We start from the raw sequence: 22,992 nt of genomic DNA on the forward strand, positions 1-22,992 counted from the left end.
CTTCAGGGAACCTACTTTGACTACGATCTTGAGGAGGATCGATTAACTGACAATCTTTGGGAGGCACAGATGAATATCAGAAAATTCGGCGTGACGATGCGGGCTGCCGTAGCGGTATGGGCGCTCTGCGCCACATCGGCGTTTGCCGACACCACCATCGAGTTCATTCAATGGTGGGAACCCGAAATGCCGTCCGGCGCCTTGCGCGGCATTATGAACGATTTCGAAGCCAAAAATCCCGGCATCAAGGTGACGCTGGTCAGCGGCCCCTATGCCACGACGCGTGACCAGATCGTCGTCGGCGCCGCCTCGGGAACGCTCAGCGACGTGGTGGGCCTGGATGGTGCCTGGGTAAACGGGCTCTCCAAGCAGGGCGCGATCGCCTCCATGGACGAACTGATGGAGAAGGCGAAATACGACAAAAGCCAGATCACCGATATCGTCAAGGTCGATGGCAAGAGCGTGATGTTCCCGCTGGCATCCTTCGTCTACCCCGTCTTCGTGAACCTCGATATCGCCAAGGCCGCCGGCGTCGACAAGCTGCCGACGACGCGCACGGAATTTGCCGAAGCCGCAAAGAAGATGACCGACGCCTCGAAGAACCAGTACGGCTGGGTCCTGCCGCTATCGCTGCAGTCTCCGAGCGGAATCCAGAACGACGTCATGTCTTGGGTCTGGGCCTCCGGCGCCTCGATGCTGAAGGACGGCAAGCCTGACCTCGAAAATGACGCAGTCGTCGGCACACTCGACTATATCGCCTCCCTCAACAAGGAAGGCGTTATTTCCCCCGGCATTTTTGCCAAGAAGGAACAGGACAAGGTCGAGGAATTCGTTAATGGCCGCGTCGGCATGATGGTCGACTCCCTCGCCCATGTGAACCTCATCCGCGAGCGTAATCCGAAGCTCAATTTCGGCATCTCCGCTTTGCCGGCCACGGACGGCTACACCGGCAAGCGCGGCATGCCCTATGCCTCCTGGGGCATCGGCATCAGCGAGGGCAGCCAGCACAAGGAAGAAGCCTGGAAGCTCGTCGAATACCTGATGAGCCCTGATGTCAACGGCCGTCTCGTCTCGATTGCCAATGCCTTCCCCGGCAACGTCCATGCCAAGCCGGACTTCGTGGCCTCGGACCCGATCTTCGCGGAAGCCTTCAAAATCTTCCAGAGCGGTTATCCTGCAAACGAATTCGTCGGCCTTCCGGTTGCCGAAGAGCTGATGCGCGACATGAACGTCGAAGTTCAGAAGATGTTCGACGGCGGGCAGTCAGCCAAGGAAGCTGCTGCCAATACCGAGAAGGCTTGGCTGGCGAAGTTCTAAGCACGTCGCTTTCACGGATCACCGGCAGCGCAACCAGGCGCTGCCGGTGCAAGTCGTCAAATTTCGGCAGAATAGAAAGTCACAGCTCATGAATCATTCGGCTACGGCTCTGGTCGCTGCGCAAGCCAAAGCGCGAAGAAAAGGATGGCTTCGTTACAGCACCCTGAGGAAGCTGGTGCCGTATTTCTACGTGTCGCCGGCGACCCTGCTGCTTGTCCTACTGATGCTGTTTCCCATGGTGATGGTCTTCAAATATTCACTGATGGACGGCGCCATCATGAAAAAGGACGCTGCCTTCGCGGGCGTCCAGAATTATATGACGATCTTCGAGAATCCGGTCTTCTGGCAGTCGGTCGTACAGACGCTTTATTTCACGATCATGAGCGTCGTCTTCCACTTCATCATCGGCCTGGCCTTTGCGCTGCTGTTGAACACCAACCGCGTCGATCCGCTTATTCGCAGCATCCTGCGTGTGCTCTTCATCCTGCCCTGGCTGTTCACCGCCGTCATCATCGCCATCATCTGGCGCCTGCTGCTCGACCCGAACGGCGTCGTCAACAGCGTGCTGATGGCGCTCCATATCATCAACTTCAAGGTCGAGTGGTTTTCGTCGACGCGCACGGCCATTCATGCTTTGACCTTCGCAAACATCTGGGCGGGTTATCCGCTTTACATGGTCAGCCTGCTCGCCGGCCTCCAGGGCATTTCGAAGGAGCTTTACGAGGCGGCCGGCATCGACGGCGCCAACGGACTCCAAAAATTCTGGTACATCACCATTCCGCAGCTGATGCCGATCATCATCAGCATCGCGCTTCTCGATTTCATCTGGACGATGCAGGTTTTTCCGCTGGTATGGATGACGACGGGCGGCGGCCCGATCTATTCGACGGAAGTGCTCTCCACCTTCACCTACAAGCTCGCCTTCTCCCAGTATGAATTCTCGCTGGCTTCGGCGAGCGCAATGATCATCCTCATCATCTCGATGAGCGTCACCTACTTCTACATCAAACACCAGCAGCGCAGGTGATCCATGGCAAAGCGTTCCTTCAAGAGCTCGGTATTGCCGACCATCCTGACCTATCTCGGCCTGGCGATCGGCCTCGTCTTTTCGGCCTTTCCGATCGTGTGGATGTTTTTCAGTTCGCTGAAGTCGAATACGGAAATCTTCGCGCTTCCGCCGCGGCTGTTGCCGGATGATTTTACGGTGGCCGCCTATCTGACGATTTTCAACGATCCAGTGAAAGTGCGGTTCTTCATCAACAGTTACTTCGTCGCCGGCGTCGTCACCGCCCTGACCCTGGTCGTCGCGATCGTGACCGCCTACGGCTTCAGCCGCTACCAGTTCCGTTTCAAGAACACCTTGAATATCTTCATCATCAGCACCCAGACCGTTCCGCCGATCACCCTTCTCATCCCTTATTTCGGAATGGTGGTCGCCTTCAGGATCTTCGATACCTATCTGGCGCTGATCCTCACCTACATGGTCTTCACCCTGCCTTACGCCGTCCTGCTGATGACAGGCTATCTCAATACCCTGCCGAAAGAGCTGGATGAGGCCGTCCTTGTCGACGGCGGCTCAAGCTGGACGGCGCTCTGGCGCGTCATCGTTCCCGTTTCCATCCCCGGGATCGTCGCCACGGCGGTCTACACCTTCCTGCTGGCCTGGAACGAATTCCTCTTTGCGCTGACGCTGACGAAATCGATGGACCTCAGAACCGTGCCGATCGGCATCCAGCTTCTGATGGGCCAGCACGCTTTCGAATGGAACGAAATGATGGCGATGAGCGTACTCGGTTCCCTTCCCCTTCTGGTCCTTTACCTGGTTGCTCAGCGCTACTTCCTGGCGGGCATGACCGCCGGCTCGGTCAAAAGCTGATGAGACGTCTCAGAACCTGCGCCAGCCGCGTTCAAGATTGTTTGGGCAATATCGGCAAAGCCAAGCCCGGCGGGCTGCGAGGAGACCCATTTCGGCGCGTGTTGCAATTGTGAAAGAACCGGGATGATGTTGTTGACCCCGAAGGAGTTGCGGATAAAGCCAAACATCGGTGCATCATTTCGAGAGTCACCGACGAAGGCGGTCACAGCGGCTGTTTCATCGGGATCGACACCAAACATCTCGGTTAAAACGCGCTCGCTCATCGAGCGCTTGTTGTAATCACCGATCCAAGTGTTGATGTGAATGGAGCTGATCGCAACCGTTCCGCCAATGGCTTTTATACTGGATGCGAGATCCTCGACCTCACGCGGGTCGTGACCCTGAATATCGATCGCGACGTCCGCCAGCCGAAAGACCTGGTCGTGGGCAATTCTGAACGCCGCGCCCCTTCGCGAGACCAGCTCTTCGATTGCCTGGAGGTGCTGACGCTGGCGCTCGGTCTGGAGGGCGGCGTCCTCCCAATAGTCGAAGACGACTGCACCGTCCCGACGGGTGACACAATATGCGCCACTTTCGCCGATGACTGCGGCCACCGGCCAGGCACGAACGATATGTTCGCACCAACCGGCGGAGCCGCCCGTAACCGGCACGACGGCAATACCCGCCCGGCTGAGATCCCAGAGAGCTTCGTAGGTTTGCGGCAGAAGCTTGCCTTCGGTGGTCAGGGTATCGTCGATGTCGGTGAACAGGTAGCGCACATCCTGTAACTCACGAGCTGATGGCGCCAGGTCTACGTAGCTCATGTCATGTCCTCGCTGCATGTGACCACGTCCAAGCCGCTCTCGGCGAGGGCATTGATGGCGGCCGCTTCGCCAGGCAGCCGATCGGTGTAAAAACGGGTGAGTTTGCTGAATGGCGCCACACGCACGGAAGCGTTTCGCGTCCACTTGCTGACGTCGGCGGCCAGAATCTGCGTTTGCGAATTCTCAAGGAGGGCATTGGTGATTTGGGCTTCGCTATAGCTGAAGTCCATCAGACCGTTGAGCGGGCTTAAAGCGCCTGCGCCGACGACTGCGTAAGTCGCATAGAATTTTTCGACGAACTTGATCACATCCGTGCCCACCACGTCGCGATCGTCGTGACGCAAAAGACCGCCCGTCAAATGGACCTCGACACTCGGCGCGTCGCAAAGGCTCAAAGCGACGTGGATGTTGTTGGTGATCACCGTCAGACCCTGGTGATCACGCAACGCCTCTGCAACGAACCGAACCGTGCTGCCGATCCCCAGGAACACTGTCGCCTCTGCACCTATATCGGAAGCGACGCGCTTGGCGATCAGCCGCTTGGCCCGCCGATTGAGCTGGGCGCGGGCATTGAGCGAGATGTTGCTGCCCTCGACCGGTAGGTCGACGCCGCCGTGGAAGCGCCGCGCGTGCCCGAGATCGCATAATGCATTGATATCGCGACGGATCGTCTGCGTCGTCAAATCGTACCGGCGCGCCAGCTCCTCGATGTACTGAACACCTTCCGCTTCGATCAGCGCGAGGATCTCACGTTGTCGGCTCGATATGATCCGCTGCCCCATCGCCGCTCCTTACGTGAGGTAGACACTGGGGTCGTCTGTTATCACACCGGTCAAACCAACATCCCAGAAAGATGCGAGCCGCCTGGGATCGTTGCAGGTCCACGCCCGCACCGAGATGCCGCGACGCACGGCCTCCTCGAGAAACCCGATACTCAGTGCCTTGTAGTCGAGATGGATGGTCTTTGCGGGAATCGACCGAAGGACATCCAGCCAATCCGCAGGCAACTTGCTCCACAGCATGGCGAGCTCGTAGCTTGGAACAATCTCGTGCATTCCCTTCAACGCAGCGGCATCAAAGCTCGAGATCATGATCTTGGTGTGCGCCGCCCGCGCCTTCAGATGTTCATCAACGACTTTGACCAGTTGGTCGAGTGACTTGTGATGGGCATGCTGCTTGATCTCGACATTGGCGTTGAGGCCGAGTTCGCCAAGCGCCGAAACAACGCGGGCCAGCGTTGGCAGTGGTTCGCCTTTGAATTTAGGGCTGAACCATGAGCCCGCGTCGATGGCTTCGAGATCCGATGCGGTGAGGTCGGCAAGATTTCCCTTTGACGAGGAACAGCGATCGATAGAAACGTCGTGGATGACGACCGGCGTACCGTCGGCAAGAAGTGCAACGTCGAGTTCGACCCACTCCGCGCCTTGTTCAGCGGCCGCCCGGAAAGCGGCAATGGTATTCTCGGGCGCTATGGCAGAGGCGCCTCGATGCGCCTGAACTTCACTGCGTCTCGGGCCGGATCGCGGCTCTACGGTCGTCATCGTCTCATCACTTTCGTCGTCTTCTGGGTGGGATGGAGAAATAATAAACCGGAGTCAATCGGTGCGTTTTCCGGTATCGCTGTTGAAAGGGTGCATCGCGCCGACACGTGCGAAGACGTCGACATTTGCGTTCTCGGCAAAATCCGGACGCCCCGGTACGGTCAGGACGACCGTCTGCTGGCTCCCACCCAATCGCACATGCAGATGGCTTTCTCCCCCAATTGGCTCGAGCAACTCGACCGTTGCATTGAGACGAACGGAAGGCTCAACCGGCTTGGTGACGAGCAGCGCGTCTGGGCGAAGACCGACCATGTCGGTGCCGGCTGGCAATGCCAGGGCACTTTCGCTGTCGGCTGCCCTGAGGACGTCGATCGGCACAAGATTCATAGGCGGTGAGCCGATGAAGCTGGCGACAAACAAACTCGCCGGGCGATCGTAGACCGCCACGGGCGTGCCGACCTGTTCGACAAGTCCTCCGTTCATGACGACCAGCCGGTCTGCCAGCGTCATCGCTTCAAGCTGGTCATGGGTGACATAGATGCTGGTGGTCTTCAGGCGCCGTTGCAGCCGGCGTATTTCAACGCGCATCTGTACCCGCAATTTGGCATCGAGATTGGACAGAGGCTCATCGAAAAGGAATGCGGCCGGCTCGCGAACGATGGCGCGCCCCATCGCAACACGCTGGCGTTGCCCGCCGGACAGTTCGCGAGGCTTACGATCCAACATCGGCCCGATTTCGAGGATCTCGGCCGCCTCCGCCACACGGCGGTTGATTTCCGCCCGTTCGGTGCCGCGATTTTTCAAACCATATTCGAGATTTCCGCGCACGGTCATATGCGGATAAAGCGCGTAATTTTGAAAGACCATGGCGATATCGCGGTCGGCGGGCTCTGCCTTGTTGACATCGCGGCCGGCAATCTCGACATGGCCCTCGCTGATGGTTTCCAGCCCGGCAATCATGCGAAGCAAAGTTGACTTGCCACAGCCGGACGGGCCGACGAGCACGATGAGTTCGCCATCCGCAACAGACAGGTTGATGCCTTTGACCGCCGGAACGGCACCATAATTCTTCTTGACGTCGATGATGTTGATCGTTGCCATTTCATTTCTCCGTTTCGACCAGGCCTTTGACAAAAAGGCGTTGCATGGCGACGATGACGAGGACAGGTGGCAGGGCCGCCAGAATGACCGCTGCCATCACGAGGTTCCAGCGCGGCTCGGCATCGGCAACCGCTGCCATGCGCTGGATTCCCATCACGACGGTATAGAAGCTCTGGTCGGTCGTTATGATGAGCGGCCAGAGATACTGGTTCCAGCCGAGCACGAAGAGGATGATGAAGAGCGCCGCGATATTGGTGATCGACAGCGGCAGCAGAATATCGCGGAAGAACTTCATCGGCCCTGCTCCATCGACACGGGCAGCCTCCATCAGTTCGTCAGGGACTGTCAGAAAGAACTGACGAAACAGGAAGGTTGCGGTTGCCGATGCTATCAGCGGAATGATGAGGCCGCCGTAATTGTTCAGCATTCCAAGGTCGGCGACGACCTTATAAGTCGGCACGATGCGCACCTCGACCGGCAACATCAGGGTGATGAAGATCATCCAGAATGCCAAGGTCCGGAACGGAAACCGGAAATAGACGATGGCAAAGGCCGAAAGGATCGAAATGACGATCTTCCCGACGGCGACGCCAACCGCCATGATCAGCGAGTTGATCATCATCGGCCCGATCGGCGGCGCCCCGGAGCTTGTCATTCCCGACGACAGCATCGTCGAATAGTTCTCGATGATATGGCTTCCCGGTGTCAGCGGCACGACGCCTGACAGGAAGTCGTTTGGGCCGTGGCTCGATGCGATGAAAGCCACGTAGACCGGAAATACGACGATCGTGACGCCAATGATGAGGACAAGGTGCGCCAGGAAATTCAGGAAAGGGCGATTTTCAACCATCCTCGGGATTCCTCAATATTGCACGCGGCGTTCGATGAAGCGGAATTGGACCGCGGTCAGAGCGATGACGATCACCATGAGAATGACCGACTGCGCCGCCGACGAGCCCAAATTCAGTCCGATGAAGCCGTCGAAATAGACCTTGTAGACAAGGATCTCGGTTGCACGCGCCGGTCCGCCCTGGGTGGTCGCATGAATGATGCCGAAAGTATCGAACATCGCGTAAACGATATTGATGACAATCAGATAGAAGGTCGTCGGTGAGATCAACGGGAACACGATCGTCCAGAAACGCTTCATCGGCCCGGCTCCGTCAATGGCCCCGGCTTCCTGAAGCGAGCGCGGGACGGATTGCAGCGCAGCCAAGAAAAACAAGAAGTTATAGGAAATCTGTTTCCACGTCGCCGCGATCACGATCAGAACCATGGCATCATCGGGATTGATCAGATGGTTCCAGTTGATCCCCATCGCTCGCAACATATACGCGACGATACCGATCGACGGATTGAACATGAACCACCAAAGAATGCCGGCGATCGCGGGGGCGACGGCATATGGCCAAATGAGCAAGGTCGAATAAATTCGAGAGGTGCGCAATACACGCATTGCCGCTGCAGCCAGGAGCAGCGCAATTGACGTTGATAGCACCGTCACGAGAATGGCGAAGATGAGCGTGTGGCCAAAGGCATTGATGTAGATCGGATCGGCGAAGAGCCGACGGTAGTTTTCGAACCAGACGAAGCTCGTTTTGAAACCGAAGGCGTCCTGGCGCAGGAAAGATTGCCAGAATGCAGTTGCCGCAGGCCAGAGGAAAAAGACCACCGTCACGAAAATTTGGGGAGCGATGAGCAGGTAAGGCAAAAGCTTGTTGGGAAATACGGTCCGTTTGGTTTGCATGGGCCCTCACACTGACGGATGGGAAACGGGGGCCGGTCTTTCACCAGCCCCCGTCGCGGAGCCCATTAGTTGGCGGACTGGAAATCGCGAAGCTGTTCGTTGCCTCGTGCGACCACGGAATCAACTGCTTCCTTCGCCGTCTTCTTCCCGCCCAGCAAGGCCGCAAACTCATCGTCGATGATGCCACGCACCTGGACGTAGTTGCCGAACCGGATGCCCTTGGAATTGTCGGTGGGTGTCACCCGCGTCAGCTGCTTAATACCGATATCTGCTCCGGGATTCTTCTCGTAATAGCCCTGATCCTGGCCCAGCTTATAGGCAGCCTCGGTTATCGGCAGGTAGCCCGAGAACTGATGCCAATCGGCTTGAACGTCCGGCTTCTGCAGGTAAGTGAAGAACTTCGCGACACCTTTGTATTCCTCTTCCGGGCGACCCTTCAGCGTCCAGAGCGTGGCGCCGCCGATAATCGAGTTGAGCGGCTGCGGAATAACGTCGTCATAGTAGGGAAGCGGCGCAAAACCGACCTTGAAAGCCTTTGCGTTGTTGATGACCCCTGCCCGACCGGCGGACGAGTTCATGTACATCGCGCATTCCTGAGAATAGAACATCGGAGGAGCGTTATCGCCGCCGCCAGGTCCTCCGAATTTGAAGAGCCCCTCGTCCTGCCACTTCTTCAGGTTGCCCCAATGGCGGATCGTGAGATCATTGTTGAAGGTGAATTCTGCGTCCAAGCCGCCAAAACCGTTGGCCTTTGTGGAATACGGCTTATCGTGCAGCGCATTCAGGTTCTCAGTCTGGATCCACGAGATCCAGGCGCTGGTGAAGCCGCATTTGGCTGCGCCGGACTTCATGATCGTCCGCGAAAAGGCTTCAACGTCCGCCCATGTTTTCGGCGGCGTCTCCGGATCAAGCCCCGCCTTCTTGAAGACATCCTTGTTGTAATACATGATCGGCGTCGAGGAATTGAACGGCAAGGACAGAACGTTGCCGCTGGTGTCCGAGTAGTAACCGACGACCGGAGCAATGAATTTGCTCTGGTCCCAGGCCTCTCCTTCGTCCTTCATCAACTGGTAAACGGGATAGACCGCGCCCTGTGCTGCCATCATGGTGCCGGTGCCGACTTCGTAGACCTGCACGATTGCGGGCTGCTGGTTGGCGCGGAACGCAGCAATGGCGCCCGTCAGCGTCTCGTCATAAGTGCCTTTGAAGACCGGGACGATCTCGTAGTCAGATTGAGATGCGTTGAACCCCTTGGCGATCTGTTCAAGCTTCGCGCCATTCTCGCCGCCCATCGCGTGCCACCACTGGATCTTCGTGGCTGCCATTGCCGGAACGGATAACGATAGGCTGGTCAATCCTGCGGACAGGAAAAAAGCGATCTTGTTCATCCTCACTCCCACTTGTTGTCGGTCCGAAGCCTCCCGCTACGAACGTGAGCCCGATGGTAACAGGCGAGTTTCACTTTGCAAGAATGAAATGTTCAAATGAACATTTGATTGCCAGCCGCGACCGACGATCACCCGTGCTGGGTTGGCGCAATGCTGGCGACAGCATCAGGTTCGAGGTGCGCTGTTCTTAGGTCGGGGATATGGATTAAGCGCCGTATAACTGGCCGCATGGGCTTGGTCGCCTTTGGGTGACAGCGCAAGCGTGATCCAATGAACGCCTCCATGGCGTTCACCGTTAACGGCCGTTGCTGCCCGGATCTTCACAACTCTCCCGTTGTGATCACTTTATCGGCCTTCCGACCTCTTCCAATTGGGACCTCTCATCGTCGCCACCGGCGGGTCCCAATTTTGCAGCATCCTGCAGACTTCGGCTCTGGTGGGCGCGCCGGTGCGACCGCCGAAAACCTGGCATTTGAGCGCCGCCGCCATGGATGACAAGCGCATCGCCTCTTCGATCGGCATGCCTTCGGCGATAGCCAACGCGAAAGCGCCATGGAAGATATCGCCGGCTGCGAGCGTATCGACGGCCCTCACCTTCGGAGCGACAAGATGGACAACTTCGCCGGTTCGGTCATCGAACCAGAAGCAGCCGTTTTCGCCAGCCGTGACGCTGATGAAGGCATGCTCGAACTTTCGCTTCAGAAGGCCGACGACCTTCACCAGCTCGGCTGCACTCGCAAGGCGCTCGGCGGCCGGCTGCGAGAATACGATGTGGCTGGCCGCCGGTGCAAGCATCTCGATCACGCCATCGCCTGCGACATCGCCATCGAGAATGGCCGGCTTGCCCGCCTCCCGGGCGGCCAACAGCGTCCGCAGTGCAAGCTTCGGCCATCGGACGTCGACCAGCACCGCATCGAAAGAAGAACCGTCCTGTCTGGTGACCGGCTTAACCGTTTCATGCAGACCCGCATCGTAGAAAGGCACAATCAAGCGCTCGCCATAATCATCGACAAGGATGGTCGAGATGGCCGAGCGGGCGCCTTCCACGCGCAGCATGCCGCTCGTGTCTATGCCGCTATCGCTGAGGTCGGCAATGATGCGTTCGCCAGTGGAATCATCGCCGACTGCACCCCAGAGGCTGGCATTGCCGCCCAGCCGGGCGACTGCAAAGGCAGCACTCGATGCCATGCCCTCGGCGACCTGCAGCATATCGTAAGGCAGGATTTTGCCCTGGCCAGTCGGTAGCGAGCGTACACGAAACAGGGTGTCCATAACCGCCGCGCCGACACACAAAACGCGGCGCGCCTGACCGGGAGGCGGGTCGAAGATAGAAATAGAAGAAGTCGTCAAAACCGTAGTCTCACCCGCTCACTTGACGGCGCCGGCCGTCAGGCCCGCTACGATCTGCCGTTGCGCGAACACCGTCAATATCAGCACCGGCAAGGTGACAATCAATGCCGCCGCCGCCAGCGGACCCCAACTGACCTGTTCGAATGAGAGCATGTTGTAGACGGCGACGGGGAGCGTGCGCGTCTCGCGACTGGCGAGCACGATGCCGAAGACGAAGTTGTTCCACGAGAAGATGACCGAGAGGATGAAGGCGACGACAATGCCTGGCCTGGCGATCGGCAAGGCGACCAGCCGGAAAACCTGCCAGGGTGTTGCGCCGTCGATGCTTGCAGCCTCTTCCAGCTCCATCGGCGTCGTCTCGAAATAACCGATCATGATCCACACGACGATCGGCACAGTGACGACGAGATGGATAATGATCTGCGGCAGCAGCGTGCCGAGCAGATTCAGCCACTGGAACAGCAGGAAGAGCGGGATCAGGAAGGAAAGGCCGGGCGTCATGCGCGCGATCATGATGACCAACGCAGACTTCTCAGCCTTCAGGCGCGCGATGCCATATCCGGCCGGTACGCCGATCAGCAGCGCCAGAAGCGTGGCGGCACCGGTCACCAGCACCGAATTCCAGAGATAGAGGAAGAAGTTGTTCTCCTCGAAAACCTTCAGATAGTTCGACCAGGCAAAGCGCTCCGGGATGAAGATCGGCGGATAAGCGCCGTTGTCGATTTCATATTTCAGCGACAGCGAGATCATCCAGAGGAAGAACAGGACGACCGGCGATATCATCACCAGGGCAACAAACAGCAAGCCGATGCGATCGAGCGTCTTGCGCTTCATCAGCGTGCCTCCCCGTCGGACCAGTTCGCGCGCTGCCGCAGCATCATCAGGACGAAGGCGAGCAGGACGATGAGGATGAAAAAGACAACCGCCATCGCAGATCCATAGCCAATATCGTAGTAAGCGAAAGCAGTGTTGTAGAGATAGATGTTGATCGTTTCCGACGCCGTGCCCGGGCCGCCCTGGGTCATGGCGTAAATGATGTCGAAACTTTTCACCGCATCGATGCTGCGGATCATCACGGCAATCATCAGGAATGGCGCGATCATCGGCAGCGTCAGATAGCGAAATTTCTGCCAGACATTGGCTCCGTCGATTTCGGCACTTTCATAGGGCTCGCGTGGAACCGCCGCCAGACCGCCGAGCACAATCAGCATGATAAGCGGCGTCCATTGCCAAGTCTCGACCAGCACCAGCGATGGGATGACGCTGTTCTGATTATAGATCCACTCCTGCGGGCCGATGCCGATGAGGGAGAGAAGATAGTTGAGGACGCCGAGCTGCGGGTGGAACATCATCGTCCAGACGAGGGCGATGGCGACGGGCGTCGCCATCATCGGCATCACGAATATGCCACGCAGAAGGCCGCGCAGCGGAAATTGCGTATCGAAGATCAGCGCGGCGAGCGTCCCTAGGAAAAGGGGCGCCACCACGGAGAGCGTCGTATAGAGCACCGTATGCCACAGCGAGTCCCAGAAGCGCATGTCCACGACCAGGCGGGCATAGTTGTCCAGTCCCGCAAAGACCTGGGACTGGCCAAGCGTCCAGCTGTTGACGCTCATCCAAAGGGTAAACACCCATGGAAAAACGATGACGGCCGCAATGACGATGAGCGCCGGGATGACGAAAGGCCAGTAGTTGGGAGCAAACCGATCCGGTTTGCTCCTTCCTTTCGACGTCTTGGCCACTGCGGCCGTTTCGATGCTTGTCGAGGCCATTATCCCTCGCTTTTCGCCAGGACGGGTTCGAACTGTGCCGTCGCTGCCTTCAGCTCGGTTTCGGGATCGGCGCCGCCGATCATGTTGGTGAGACCGACACCATAGACGTCGCGGAACTCGGTGACCGGAATGATGACCGGCAGCGCGAGCTGCGAGATCTTGCCGGAACCGACAACGGCATCAAGCCAGGCGCCCGGCATCTTGACGCCTTCGCGGACCTTCGCATCCTCGAGGACGGACTGGCGGAAAGGAACGCCGGCGCCGGCCTGCAGCAGACGTGCGCCCATTTCATGCGAAATCGCCCATTGGCAGAAGAGGTAGCCGGCTTCTTTCTTCTGACTTGCCGCGACGACGCCGAGCCCGTCGCCGAAGGTGCCCGCGGCCTGTGCCTTCGGACCTTTCGGCATGATGCCGTAACCGACCTGGCCGACGACGCGCGACTTTTCCGGATTCTCGATCGGCGGCGCAAAACCGACGCCGTCCAGCCACATGCCGATCTTGCCCTGCAGGAAGGCCGACTGCGCCTCGGCCCAGTTGAAGCCGGAGACGCCGGGAGGGGCGGTCTTGGTCATCAGCTTTTGATACAGCTTGGCTGCATCGATCGCTTCTTGCGATGTCGTGCGCAGCTTGCCATCAGGGCCGAGCGGGCTCGAACCATAGCCGAGCAGCAGCGACGTCCAGACCGGCGTATTGGCGTTCTTCAGGCCGCGGGCGACGAAGCCGTAGGTGTTGCTCGAAGGATCGGTGAGCGCTTCCGCAGCACTGGCGAGTTCTTCAAACGTCGTCGGGTAGGCCAGCCCCTTCTTCTCGAACAGCGTCTTGTTCCAGTAGATGATCCAGTAATCGACCGAGAATGGAAGCGAACGCAGAACGCCGTCCGGATCTTTGGCGAAAGTCAGGCCGGCTTCGGCAAAGTCGGTTTCAACCAGAGACGGGTCGGTCAGCGAGGGGTCCTTGAGAAACCCGCCGATATCGGCAAGCCAGCCGCCCTTTTCGAACTGCCGCTTCTGGACATGATAGCTCATGTGCACGACATCGAAGCTCGGCTTGCCGGAGCTCAGCTCGATGGTCGTTTTCTGGCGCTGCTGTTGTTCGGGTGTCGCTTCGGCATTGACCTTGATGCCGGTGAGCTCCTCGAATTCGGACAGGTACTTCAGAAGTATTTCGCTGCGCGGGCTCTTGACCAGGTTGACTTCAAGCGTCGTGCCGGCAAAGCGCTTCCAATCGACGGCAGCCGATGCAAACCGGACGCCGAGCATGCTGCTGGCGCCAAAAGCGGCCGTACCTGCCAGAAAGCCGCGTCTCGTCGGGTTCAAAAACGATGACATGTGATTCCTCCTCCTTTTGCCGGCGATCTCCTCATCCCCGGCTGTTTATTTCCGATTATATCCTGAGCGCACGATCTCTTGCATGATTGATATGTGCGACAAGGCTGTTGACGGCGTCCTCCGCCGATCGTCGTTCGATTGCCTCGAGCACCTTCAGGTGCTCAACCATGACAGGTCCGACGTGACCATCGATGCGAAAACGGTCCTGACTGATCAGGCGCATCTTGATCGAGTTCACCCGGTAGGCGTTCGAGATGATGGTATTTCCCAAAGCATCGATAAAGGCGTCATGCATGCCCCAATCGACAGCTTGCGCGTGTACTTCCAATTCGTGCGATCCATCGCCATTTCGAATGGCGTCGGCGATATCCCGATGCTGCTTCACAAGCCCGGCGACCGTCTCGTCAGACGCGGAGCGGGTGAAAAGCGCGACCGCTTCCTTCTCCAGGAAGACGCGCAGCTGGAACGCCTCGCGAATGAGGTTCAGGTCGATATGCGCGATCTGCAACCCCCGCTGGGGCACCGTCTTGATCAGACCTTCGGCTTCGAGCCTCGGGATGAGTTCGCGGATGGCGCCAAGCGTCAGCCCTGTCAGCTCGACGAGGCGCCGCTGCGAAACGAACTGGCCGGGGCGCACGTCACGCGCAAGAAGATGGCGTGTGAAGCTCTCATACGCCTTTTCCCGCAGTGTCGGCTGCTCGTCCGTTCCGTCCATCGCCTCTCCCAGAAACATCTCCGACCTATGCCGCCTTCGAGCGGAAAAGAGTGTCGAACGCAAGAGCGAGTTGCGCCTGCCCTTCGTCGGATATTGAAACGAGTGGTGGGCGAACCGCAAGCCAGATTTCATCCGACGTCAAGTGAGCGACCATCGCTTTCACGGCAGCGGTCACCGGAAATTTCAACAATTCGGCCACGAAATCCTCTATGCGAGAATCGTCTTTGCCCTCTTCCGCCATCAGCTTGACTTCGCGAGGTACGAAATTCGCCATGCCGGAGATCGCACCCTGGCCGCCAAGCCGCACGCCCTTCGCTAGGTGACGTTCGTCGCCCACCAGGATGACGAGATCGCCATGCGCCTTCAGCAGCTTTTCCGTAAAAGGCCAGTCGCCGGAGGAATCTTTGACGCCCGTAACGACATTGGGAAAGGCGGTTCGTAGCCGGCCGATTAGCGATACACTCAGCGGAACCATGGTGACCGAAGGAATGTTGTAGACGATTATGTCTCGCGCCTTGTCGCCCAGAATAGCGAAAACAGCCGAAAACCACTGGAAGACGCCGTCGTCACTCACGTTCTTGAAATAGGACGGTGGCGCAAGAAGGATATTGCGGGCTCCCTTGGAGAGCGCATGACCGGTCTGCATCGCCGCATCCTCGGCAGCGTCGACCAGCACACCGACGATGATCTGCTTTGCGGCTATCCCACTGTCGAGCATGGAAGCGAGGATACGCTCACGTTCCTGGGTGCCGAGGGAAGAGCCTTCACCCGTCGTCCCGAACAGGGTCACACTCGAGCAGCCGGCCGCGAGGCTGCGCCGTGCCTGCTCGATCATCGCCTCGATCGCGATATCGCCATTGCTGTCGAACGGCGTGGCAAGAGCAACCGAGAGCCCGAATTTTTGTGTCAAATATGCTTCCTCCCAATGAACGGATCAGATGTAGCAAACTAACATGTTAGCTGTAAAGAGGTGATTGCGCACTGCTACAAGAATGTCGAGGCAGTCGCTTTCTCACGATCAACTGGCATGCCTCGCCGTCGGCCCATTCGCCCGCACGAGCGCCATCAGCATCGGGCCGATTGCAAACTCGCCCTTTTCGGTCCTTCGGGTCAGATCTCTGAGATAACCGCCGGGCGAGTTGATGTGCCCTCCCCTTTCCAGGATGCAGGCGATCACGGTGGCGGCGTTTTCCGGCCCCATGCCCGAGCAGGCTTCCTCATAGGCCGAGGGACTGACGCCGAGCATCGAGCGCACGACGACGGCGGCCGACATCAGGTCTCGCCAATTACCGATGGTTCCGCCGAGCCCATAGTCGAGAATACTGGGGCAGGCCTGGAGGACGAGGCCGAGCGGGAAGGATTTCAGGCCTGGTCCGGCGCCTGGATCGGCCGCGCCTCCCGCCCTGTTGTTCATCCCGACGGAAGGCTTTTGCTGTTTCAATCTTCGCTCCTCCAGCGGCCCGGCGTTCGGGTTGTTATCGACCGCTGCCTTTTCGCCCTGCTTCGTTTCGAAGCTTGGTTCAAGTTCATAAATGGAGTCGGGATTTGAATTCTGTTTGTGATGCTCAATTTGAGACTCATTGGCGTCTATTTTTTTTGTTTTTATCCGTCTTTCCAGCATGTTGACGACCTCTGCGCGCAGCATCCCCATCTCGTCGAGCAGCGGTGCCAGGTCTTCGGCGGTCGCCACCCGTGGAATTCGGGCGAGAAGCGTTCGAAACATTGTCGAAATCCCTTCCCAATCACCGGAAACCCTTTCTTCGAGCGCTGTCGTGATCAATTTGGAAATGTCCCGCCGGCACAGCGTCAGGCGTTCCCTGGTCACCCGTAACAGCTCCCGGTCGGCAACCGCCTGAGCAGCCAGGCTTTCGATTTCGACAGCACGCGCCAGAAGCGGTGCGATGCTGAAGCCGAAGGCATCGCCGATAGCCCCTGCCCTGTCGCGGCGCGCATAACGCTTTCCATTCGGGCTGTCCTTGCGCAGGATCAGGCCGGCCTCGACCAGGACGGCAAGATGCCGCCTGAGGGTTGCCGGCGTCATGCCACGAGCGCGCAACGAAAGCTGCGCATTCGACGGGAAGACGATCAGTCCCTTTTCCTCGGAGATTTCGTCGTCAGGGTAGAAGGTCAAAAGCGCGTCGAGCACCGTCAGCGCCCGATCGGTGACGCCAAGCGCCGGCCGCGCTTCGCAGATCGCCCTGAACAGCTTCCATTTGCTGCGTTTCATCCCCGGCTCGATGGTCTCGGCCAGTTGCTGGCTTGCCAGCATGCCAAGCGACATCGGCCGCCGCCCAAAGGGCGTCGTCACATATCCACTCTCCATTCGCCTTCACCTTCGTTCAGGCAAAAGAAATCCATCCACCAATTTGGTGCCTAAGACGCTTGACTGTGATTCGGGGAAATGCGATTCTCGATGTGCTTAAGATCTGAGAAGGGCTTCCACGGCGTCGTCGTTGGGGGCCTTTTTCTTTTGCGCGCTACGCTCCTCTGTCCTTGTTGAACTCCTGGAACAGGCCCTTCAGCCTCTCCTGGACGAATTGATCAAAACCGGGCGCGGTCTTGCCGTCGAAGATAAAGGTCGCACCGGATGCTGTCTTCTTGATCATGACAGGCACGCCACTAACCTGGGCTTTGGCCACCGCCGGCTTCGGCGCAGCAGTCTTCTTCGTTGCCAGAACGAGTGCCCGCTGAAACCGCTCGTCGCTCGAAATTTTGCGCGCGTCGTCCGCGGACAACTCCGCGATGATCTTCTTGACGTCGGCTTTCTCAAGCCGCTCGCCCAGTTCCAACCATCGCCGGCGGCCGATATCAGGTGCTGCACCTATGGCGTTGACGAGATCAAGGGGGACCTGTCGTATGACGATCAGCATTCTCGACAGCGCCGCCTTGTCCACGCCGAGAGCCGCCATGATGACATCGCGGCCAAAGCTGCGTTCCTCGAGCCGCGATGCGAAGAGTGCGCGCTCGATGTAGGAGAGATTGGTTCGAGCGCTGTTTTCCTGTCCCTGGCTGACGACCAGCTGACCGTCGGTGAGATCGCGGACGACCGCACGCACCCTGATGCCAATTTCTCGGGTGGCAGCCAGGCGACGATGGCCGTAGGCGACCTGGTAGCGTCCCCTGCTTTCAGGATGCGGGCGGACAAGGATCGGAACCTGCTGCCCGTGCTCGCGGATCTGCTCGACAAGCTGCGCAAGTTCGGCCGCGTCGATCGCCAATCGATCGCTGACGAAGGAAGCGTCGATCAGTCCGGGATCGAGTTCGACGATGGTCTGGCCACTGGCAAGCTGCCGTTCCAGCTCACTCGCCCGCTCCATTTTCTCGGTAATGTTGCCGAGAGTCTTGGTAATGCCGCCGACCGGCGCGGCACTGCGCTCCTGCGGCACGAATCCGGCGATCGGACGATTGTCGCGCGGTGCGATTGCGTCCACCCTTGCCGGATTCGGAGCGGAAATTTCGATGAGGTTTTTGCGCGCCATCTATCTATTTCCTCCCCCAGGTGGAGCGAATATGCGCCTCTATCTCGCCGTTCACGAGGTTGAGCGACTCCAGTGCCCGATCGTAGGTTCCGCGTGTGAACTGCGACCGCTCGACCTCGTAGAGTGTCTGCTTGGTGACGCCGGCGTCGGCGACCGCCGTCGACTTCACCATGGCGTTGTGGAGCATTCGATTGCCGAAGATCGCCCGCATGAAGCCGGTCATCTGGCTTTGCGGTCCGTCGTTCGGTTCGAACCGCGTCACGAGATAGCGCATCCAGTCATAGCTGGTACGCCCGCCGGCCTTTTCGACGACCGACATCAGCTCACTCGTCATCGTCAGAAACTGCGACATCGACATGACATCCAGCATCTGCGGGTGAACCGTGATCAAGACCGAGGTTGCCGCGCAGAGCGCCGACATCGTCAGGAACCCCAGCTGCGGCGGGCAGTCGATGACCACGACGTCGTAGAGGCTTTCGATCTCCGTCAGGACCTCGCCGATGCGGGCAAAGAACATCGTCTCCGCCGTACCCGACGCCATCGCCTTTGGGGTCTCGTGCTCGAACTCCATCAGCTCGAGGTTGCCCGGAATGAGATGCAGATTGGGCGTGTAGGTGGCGCGCACGATGTCGGCGATGGGGCGCGGCTCCTCATATCGGATCGCACCGTAAATCGTTTCGCCCTCTCCGACGTCGAACTCCGGCTGATGGCCGAACAAGGCGGACAGGGAGGCCTGCGGATCGAGGTCGACGGCGAGCACGCGGTAGCCTCGCAGCGCCATGAACTGCGCCAGATGGGCCGCGGTGGTGGTCTTGCCCGAGCCACCCTTGAAATTCATGACCGAGACGATCTGGAGCTTTTCCCCCGGCCTGCGAGCCGGCACATATTTCGGCGTTCCATTTCGCTCGTCGAGGACCCGGCGAATTCGATCCATATCGGTTGCACTGTAAAGCCGCCGTCCGTTCGCGAGCGGATCGGGCCCATGGCCGTCGGCGGCCACCTGGCGGAGATAACCTTCGCCGATACCGATGAAGGCCGCAGCTTCCGCCGGCGAAAATGTTCTGATGGTCTTTTGCGAGAGCGGGGGAAAGATTTTTGCCTGATGCTGCTGAAGTTGATAGGATAACTCCTTCGCATCTGTTGCCAGAAGCGACGGGAGATGCTCTTGATCGTCCTGAAGAGCAAGGCTCGGCTGCATGATCTTTTTCCCAAGTAACTGCGCAATTTTGAACGAAAGCGCTTCAGTTGCGCAGTTACTATATGCCTCGATTCGTTACCAATTTACAAATGCTTAACCAAACCGTCCGTTTCAGCGCCATCGCGGCGGCTGGCGACATGAGCCAGATTTCAAGTGATTCGCGCATTGCAGATCACTCGAAGTGACTAACCACGGTGGCTTCCCAGCCGACCGGGAGGTCAACCGCTCGCCATATAAGCCTAATGTATCAATAGCTTGGGCGCTTCCTCTCTATTTCCCATCGTCCTTCAGGTAGTTGTTGCCGTTGATCACCAGAAGGCCGTCGGAACCTTTGTCCGGCTCGAATATGCTCATGCTTTCCGTCTTGCCGCTCGCATCGGTCAGGTCGAGACGGTAGCCAGAAAGCTTGTAGCGTCCGCTTGCGCCCGGCCGGTTGCTTGACGTGGTGACGCCCGATTGCGACCCGCCGATTTCGTTCGTCATCGAGGCGCCGGACCAGCCTGTACGTTCGAAAGTACCGTTTCGACGAAGCGTCATCGTATGGCTGGACGCCACCGATCCCGACGAGGTCGCGGTCATGCCGCTCGAGGCGAAGGTGGATACCCATTCGCCGTCGAGCGTCGCACCCTCATCAAATGGCGGCACGGCGCGGTAGTCTGCGTCGGCAATTTCCAGGTCTTCGCCTTTTTTCGAGAATGGTTTCGTCTCGATCTCGATTGTGCCGTAGGCAGAGGTGACGCTGCGCATTTCGATCGACCCGGCGGAGGAGAAAAACCCGCCGCCGGCAAGCTTGTAGAGGCCGCAATCGGTCGGGGTGTCCCTGCAATGTTCGGCAATGCTCCGGCCGCCCTTCGGCAGTTCCGTGCTGAACAGCCCTTTCGGATCGAACGTGGTGATCGTGCTGTCCGAATAGAAATCCATACCACCGAAGACATTCGGCCGGAGACCGGTATCGAGATGGGTGAAAACGCCGTCCAGCCCGCCGTCATCGCTCGCCGGCACGAGATCGAAATCCTTGTCGGAAGGATCAAGCTTCACCGAGCGCACGAGGGTTGCGAAATCGGCCTCGGCGCTACTGCTTCTGTCGCCGTTCACATTCAGCAACACGAGCTGCAGATAGGTCTGCCGCTCGTCGCCGGCGATGCCGACGACGATCTGGTTAATGGTCACGTTCTTCTGATGGACGCAGCAGCGTTCTTCCACGCGGATGTCGTAGCCGTTCACCGTGACCCCATAATGCTTGATCAGGATATCTTCCTTCGCCATGTCGGGAAGCGTCGCGACGAAGGTCTTCATGCCGGCCTGCAGAGAATTGCGCGCCGCCGGGAGCGGCTTGGTGATCTGGATCAGAGCACTGCCGCGCTTGTCATCCTCCGTTTCCGGAAAATCCTTCTGCAGCATGAACAGATTGCCCTTGCCGGCTTTCCTCCAGCCGGAAGCGGCATCGGGCAGGCTCACCGTCAGGCCGCCGATATCGGCGGGTGCGGCGAAGGATTGAGGGCTGGACAGTAGGGAAACGAGGACGAGAATGAAACCCAAGCCTGATCTCACCCGACCGACGCGATCGATCTGTGCGTTGCCCATGTGCGCCTCCCTCCTTTTCGACTGCTGTTGCCGGGATTTGGAGCGGGGTGCAACTAGTTCAACCCTGAGCTTCATAAAGGTTTCTTGAATGCTCGAGGTGATGAACCCCGGCGACTTAGGTGAAAACATCCGAACCTCCGGCGTCGCGCCCCTCGACCTTCCGACGGACGCCGTCCTCAGCATCGGGCGGCAGAGTGCGCCTCAGGATCACGGGTCTACACCGGCCCAACGTTGACTTACCCGGCAAATGAATGTTTGCCATCCCTTGTTTTGCAGTGCACAATATTTGCTGTTAACAGGGATGTGAGCCGGTGAGAATTTGCATCTACAAATCAGATGAAGCTCCTGAAGTAACGCTGTTCTTGCGAGAAGGCGTACCGGTGCCCGCACATCCGAAGAGCCAAAAGTGGCGGCACATAAAGGCGGTTGTTGGCGAAGAGGTAAGGGCCGACCTTCTGACCCGGATAGAGATCGGCAATGGATGTCTTTTTGTCAACCTTGGGGCATCCCCGAAGCACTGATCTAGGCGGCTGGGTTAAACGCTGCTCAACCGACACGGAATATGCTCGCTCATTATCGTACCCGCCGCCAATCTTTCAGGAGGCAAGCCTTGAAACCCCCGTTCATCTCGATTTAAAGATTGTGGTGAGCCTTTGAGGGTTCTAATCGCAGCCAGATGAACGTTCTGTGGCGGGTCGATTTTAAGTCTCCAACCGGCCGGAAGAAAAGCCGCATGGCCTACTCCCCCATCGATTGGTAGAGCCAGTCGGAAAGCGTCTGTCGCGCCATGCGCGCACCGGCGCCGGGAATCAGGGCGTCGTCGGTCAGTTCGACACCGAAATACGACGTGGATCGATCGGTTATCACCTGCCGTTCGTCTTCGTTCGCGGCGAGATAGATCCGGGCGATTTCATCGATGCCGAACTGCTCCGGGCCGCCGATTTCGACGACATCGCCCGAGGGAGCACCGGCTGTCAGTTCCGCCAGGAATGCTGCGACATCCCCGGCTGCGACCGGTCTCATCAAGGCCGATGGCAATCGAAAGACATTGCCTTCGGCCCCGATGTCGATCAATCCGTTTATGAACTCGTAAAATTGCGTGGAGCGGAGGATCGTATAGGGTCGACCTGAAGCCCGGATGAGATTTTCCTGCACCATTTTCGCGCGAAAATAGTCGCTTTCCACGAGGCGCGGCGTGCCAACGACCGAGAGTGCGAGATAGTGTCTGATGCCGGCTTCCGCCGCGGCTGCGAGCAAGTTCTTCGTCGACGCCTTGAAGAAATCGAACGCCGAACTGTCGCCGAACGATGCGGCATTGGTCACGTCTACAACGACTTCGGTTCCCGCCATCGCCACGTCCAGACCCTTGCCGGTAACCGTGTCGACGCCAAGCGACAATGATGCGGCCGCGACGTCGTGGCCCGATCGGCGCAACTTCTCGCTGAGCCGCGTTCCGATGAGACCGCTTGCTCCCACCACCGTGACTTTCATATCGGCATCCTCTGTTGCATGTCGTCTACAATGCCTCACGCCGATCGACAATGACCGGAAAGCCGGACGCCTTCCATCGTTCTTGAGGTCTGGCGCCCTAGCCGAAGGGCATAGCGGTACCAGCCTGACGTCTAGGATGCGCCATCGGGAAAACAGGACAGTCTTCCGATCCGTCGTCCGCCCGAAAATTCCGGCTACGTTCCCGCGCGATGCATGGGTTTCCATGAGTTGCGGTTGTGGTGCGGCGGGATTACGCTTTGTAACATGAGCTCGCCAGCCCCGAAATCGAGAACGACTGCTGC

Annotated in this window: 21 protein-coding genes; 3 read left to right on the forward strand and 18 right to left on the reverse strand. The window is 58.7% G+C overall.

The window, feature by feature from the left end; all coding sequences use genetic code 11:
- Positions 1-69: 69 nt before the first annotated feature.
- The 3 genes from HX898_RS19895 (at position 70) to HX898_RS19905 (ending at position 3,193) form a co-directional block, all read left to right on the forward strand.
- Positions 70-1,317: a sugar ABC transporter substrate-binding protein gene (locus HX898_RS19895; RefSeq protein WP_025397283.1), complete on the forward strand. Its 1,248-nt coding sequence runs from the start codon at positions 70-72 to the stop codon at positions 1,315-1,317.
- Between the two features lie 88 nt (positions 1,318-1,405).
- The gene (locus HX898_RS19900; protein WP_180195487.1) at positions 1,406-2,344 is read left to right on the forward strand and encodes a sugar ABC transporter permease; all 939 of its coding nucleotides are present in this window, start codon (positions 1,406-1,408) and stop codon (positions 2,342-2,344) included.
- 3 nt (positions 2,345-2,347) lie between these two features.
- The gene (locus HX898_RS19905; RefSeq protein WP_003550150.1) at positions 2,348-3,193 is read left to right on the forward strand and encodes a carbohydrate ABC transporter permease; all 846 of its coding nucleotides are present in this window, start codon (positions 2,348-2,350) and stop codon (positions 3,191-3,193) included.
- Here HX898_RS19905 and HX898_RS19910 read toward each other — a convergent pair.
- The 18 genes from HX898_RS19910 to HX898_RS19995 all read right to left on the reverse strand — a co-directional run bounded on the left by HX898_RS19910 (position 3,151) and on the right by HX898_RS19995 (position 22,690).
- Positions 3,151-3,996 (reverse strand): HAD-IIB family hydrolase, encoded by an 846-nt coding sequence (locus tag HX898_RS19910; protein WP_138388875.1) that lies wholly within the window; start codon positions 3,994-3,996, stop codon positions 3,151-3,153. The genes HX898_RS19905 and HX898_RS19910 overlap by 43 nt on opposite strands.
- The gene (locus tag HX898_RS19915) at positions 3,993-4,778 is read right to left on the reverse strand and encodes a DeoR/GlpR family DNA-binding transcription regulator (RefSeq protein WP_138388874.1); all 786 of its coding nucleotides are present in this window, start codon (positions 4,776-4,778) and stop codon (positions 3,993-3,995) included. Before HX898_RS19915 ends, HX898_RS19910 begins: the two co-directional genes overlap by 4 nt.
- 9 nt (positions 4,779-4,787) lie before the next feature.
- Positions 4,788-5,537: a glycerophosphoryl diester phosphodiesterase gene (locus HX898_RS19920; protein WP_180195488.1), complete on the reverse strand. Its 750-nt coding sequence runs from the start codon at positions 5,535-5,537 to the stop codon at positions 4,788-4,790.
- Positions 5,538-5,591: 54 nt separating this feature from the next.
- On the reverse strand, positions 5,592-6,638 hold the full coding sequence (locus HX898_RS19925; protein ID WP_180195489.1) for a sn-glycerol-3-phosphate import ATP-binding protein UgpC: 1,047 nt from the start codon (positions 6,636-6,638) through the stop codon (positions 5,592-5,594).
- 1 nt (position 6,639) lies between these two features.
- Positions 6,640-7,488 carry a sn-glycerol-3-phosphate ABC transporter permease UgpE gene (gene ugpE, locus HX898_RS19930; protein ID WP_003550144.1) on the reverse strand — a complete coding sequence of 283 codons (849 nt, stop codon included), beginning with the start codon at positions 7,486-7,488 and terminating at the stop codon, positions 6,640-6,642.
- A 12-nt stretch (positions 7,489-7,500) separates the two neighbouring features.
- Positions 7,501-8,385, reverse strand: a complete 885-nt coding sequence (gene ugpA / locus HX898_RS19935) for a sn-glycerol-3-phosphate ABC transporter permease UgpA (protein ID WP_138388870.1) — start codon at positions 8,383-8,385, stop codon at positions 7,501-7,503.
- Positions 8,386-8,450: 65 nt separating this feature from the next.
- Complete coding sequence (gene ugpB / locus HX898_RS19940) at positions 8,451-9,773, reverse strand: sn-glycerol-3-phosphate ABC transporter substrate-binding protein UgpB (RefSeq protein ID WP_180195490.1); 1,323 nt, start codon at positions 9,771-9,773, stop codon at positions 8,451-8,453.
- Between the two features lie 345 nt (positions 9,774-10,118).
- On the reverse strand, positions 10,119-11,123 hold the full coding sequence (locus HX898_RS19945) for a sugar kinase (RefSeq protein ID WP_180195491.1): 1,005 nt from the start codon (positions 11,121-11,123) through the stop codon (positions 10,119-10,121).
- Positions 11,124-11,141: 18 nt separating this feature from the next.
- Complete coding sequence (locus HX898_RS19950) at positions 11,142-11,957, reverse strand: carbohydrate ABC transporter permease (RefSeq protein WP_064655543.1); 816 nt, start codon at positions 11,955-11,957, stop codon at positions 11,142-11,144.
- On the reverse strand, positions 11,957-12,895 hold the full coding sequence (locus tag HX898_RS19955; RefSeq protein WP_138388867.1) for a sugar ABC transporter permease: 939 nt from the start codon (positions 12,893-12,895) through the stop codon (positions 11,957-11,959). The genes HX898_RS19950 and HX898_RS19955 overlap by 1 nt, the downstream gene beginning before the upstream one ends.
- Positions 12,895-14,223 carry a sugar ABC transporter substrate-binding protein gene (locus tag HX898_RS19960; RefSeq protein ID WP_138388866.1) on the reverse strand — a complete coding sequence of 443 codons (1,329 nt, stop codon included), beginning with the start codon at positions 14,221-14,223 and terminating at the stop codon, positions 12,895-12,897. Before HX898_RS19960 ends, HX898_RS19955 begins: the two co-directional genes overlap by 1 nt.
- Before the next feature lie 55 nt (positions 14,224-14,278).
- Positions 14,279-14,956 carry a GntR family transcriptional regulator gene (locus tag HX898_RS19965; protein ID WP_171600412.1) on the reverse strand — a complete coding sequence of 226 codons (678 nt, stop codon included), beginning with the start codon at positions 14,954-14,956 and terminating at the stop codon, positions 14,279-14,281.
- A 7-nt stretch (positions 14,957-14,963) separates the two neighbouring features.
- Entirely contained in the window at positions 14,964-15,848 is an 885-nt protein-coding gene (locus HX898_RS19970) for a dihydrodipicolinate synthase family protein (protein ID WP_180195492.1), read from the reverse strand.
- Positions 15,849-15,956: 108 nt separating this feature from the next.
- Complete coding sequence (gene repC, locus HX898_RS19975; protein WP_180195493.1) at positions 15,957-17,261, reverse strand: plasmid replication protein RepC; 1,305 nt, start codon at positions 17,259-17,261, stop codon at positions 15,957-15,959.
- A gap of 154 nt (positions 17,262-17,415) precedes the next feature.
- Positions 17,416-18,417, reverse strand: coding sequence for a plasmid partitioning protein RepB (repB, locus tag HX898_RS19980; protein WP_180195494.1), 1,002 nt, complete (start codon positions 18,415-18,417; stop codon positions 17,416-17,418).
- 4 nt (positions 18,418-18,421) lie between these two features.
- On the reverse strand, positions 18,422-19,615 hold the full coding sequence (gene repA, locus HX898_RS19985; protein ID WP_017991335.1) for a plasmid partitioning protein RepA: 1,194 nt from the start codon (positions 19,613-19,615) through the stop codon (positions 18,422-18,424).
- A gap of 270 nt (positions 19,616-19,885) precedes the next feature.
- Complete coding sequence (locus HX898_RS19990; protein WP_180195495.1) at positions 19,886-21,199, reverse strand: hypothetical protein; 1,314 nt, start codon at positions 21,197-21,199, stop codon at positions 19,886-19,888.
- A 738-nt stretch (positions 21,200-21,937) separates the two neighbouring features.
- On the reverse strand, positions 21,938-22,690 hold the full coding sequence (locus HX898_RS19995) for an NAD(P)H-binding protein (RefSeq protein WP_180195496.1): 753 nt from the start codon (positions 22,688-22,690) through the stop codon (positions 21,938-21,940).
- Positions 22,691-22,992 lie beyond the last annotated feature (302 nt).

This window comes from Rhizobium sp. WYCCWR 11128 (genome assembly GCF_013416305.1).
GTDB classification, from domain to species: domain Bacteria; phylum Pseudomonadota; class Alphaproteobacteria; order Rhizobiales; family Rhizobiaceae; genus Rhizobium; species Rhizobium indicum.

What these genes read in the sequence shown, in the direction of transcription:
- HX898_RS19895 (WP_025397283.1), top strand. Translation starts at nt 70, where the DNA reads ATGAATATCAGAAAATTCGGCGTGACGATGCGGGCTGCCGTAGCGGTA.
- HX898_RS19900 (WP_180195487.1), top strand. Translation starts at nt 1,406, where the DNA reads ATGAATCATTCGGCTACGGCTCTGGTCGCTGCGCAAGCCAAAGCGCGA.
- HX898_RS19905 (WP_003550150.1), top strand. Translation starts at nt 2,348, where the DNA reads ATGGCAAAGCGTTCCTTCAAGAGCTCGGTATTGCCGACCATCCTGACC.
- HX898_RS19910 (WP_138388875.1), bottom strand. Translation starts at nt 3,996, where the DNA reads ATGAGCTACGTAGACCTGGCGCCATCAGCTCGTGAGTTACAGGATGTG.
- HX898_RS19915 (WP_138388874.1), bottom strand. Translation starts at nt 4,778, where the DNA reads ATGGGGCAGCGGATCATATCGAGCCGACAACGTGAGATCCTCGCGCTG.
- HX898_RS19920 (WP_180195488.1), bottom strand. Translation starts at nt 5,537, where the DNA reads ATGACGACCGTAGAGCCGCGATCCGGCCCGAGACGCAGTGAAGTTCAG.
- HX898_RS19925 (WP_180195489.1), bottom strand. Translation starts at nt 6,638, where the DNA reads ATGGCAACGATCAACATCATCGACGTCAAGAAGAATTATGGTGCCGTT.
- ugpE (WP_003550144.1), bottom strand. Translation starts at nt 7,488, where the DNA reads ATGGTTGAAAATCGCCCTTTCCTGAATTTCCTGGCGCACCTTGTCCTC.
- ugpA (WP_138388870.1), bottom strand. Translation starts at nt 8,385, where the DNA reads ATGCAAACCAAACGGACCGTATTTCCCAACAAGCTTTTGCCTTACCTG.
- ugpB (WP_180195490.1), bottom strand. Translation starts at nt 9,773, where the DNA reads ATGAACAAGATCGCTTTTTTCCTGTCCGCAGGATTGACCAGCCTATCG.
- HX898_RS19950 (WP_064655543.1), bottom strand. Translation starts at nt 11,957, where the DNA reads ATGAAGCGCAAGACGCTCGATCGCATCGGCTTGCTGTTTGTTGCCCTG.
- HX898_RS19955 (WP_138388867.1), bottom strand. Translation starts at nt 12,895, where the DNA reads ATGGCCTCGACAAGCATCGAAACGGCCGCAGTGGCCAAGACGTCGAAA.
- HX898_RS19960 (WP_138388866.1), bottom strand. Translation starts at nt 14,223, where the DNA reads ATGTCATCGTTTTTGAACCCGACGAGACGCGGCTTTCTGGCAGGTACG.
- HX898_RS19965 (WP_171600412.1), bottom strand. Translation starts at nt 14,956, where the DNA reads ATGTTTCTGGGAGAGGCGATGGACGGAACGGACGAGCAGCCGACACTG.
- repC (WP_180195493.1), bottom strand. Translation starts at nt 17,261, where the DNA reads ATGGAGAGTGGATATGTGACGACGCCCTTTGGGCGGCGGCCGATGTCG.
- repB (WP_180195494.1), bottom strand. Translation starts at nt 18,417, where the DNA reads ATGGCGCGCAAAAACCTCATCGAAATTTCCGCTCCGAATCCGGCAAGG.
- repA (WP_017991335.1), bottom strand. Translation starts at nt 19,615, where the DNA reads ATGCAGCCGAGCCTTGCTCTTCAGGACGATCAAGAGCATCTCCCGTCG.
- HX898_RS19990 (WP_180195495.1), bottom strand. Translation starts at nt 21,199, where the DNA reads ATGGGCAACGCACAGATCGATCGCGTCGGTCGGGTGAGATCAGGCTTG.
- HX898_RS19995 (WP_180195496.1), bottom strand. Translation starts at nt 22,690, where the DNA reads ATGAAAGTCACGGTGGTGGGAGCAAGCGGTCTCATCGGAACGCGGCTC.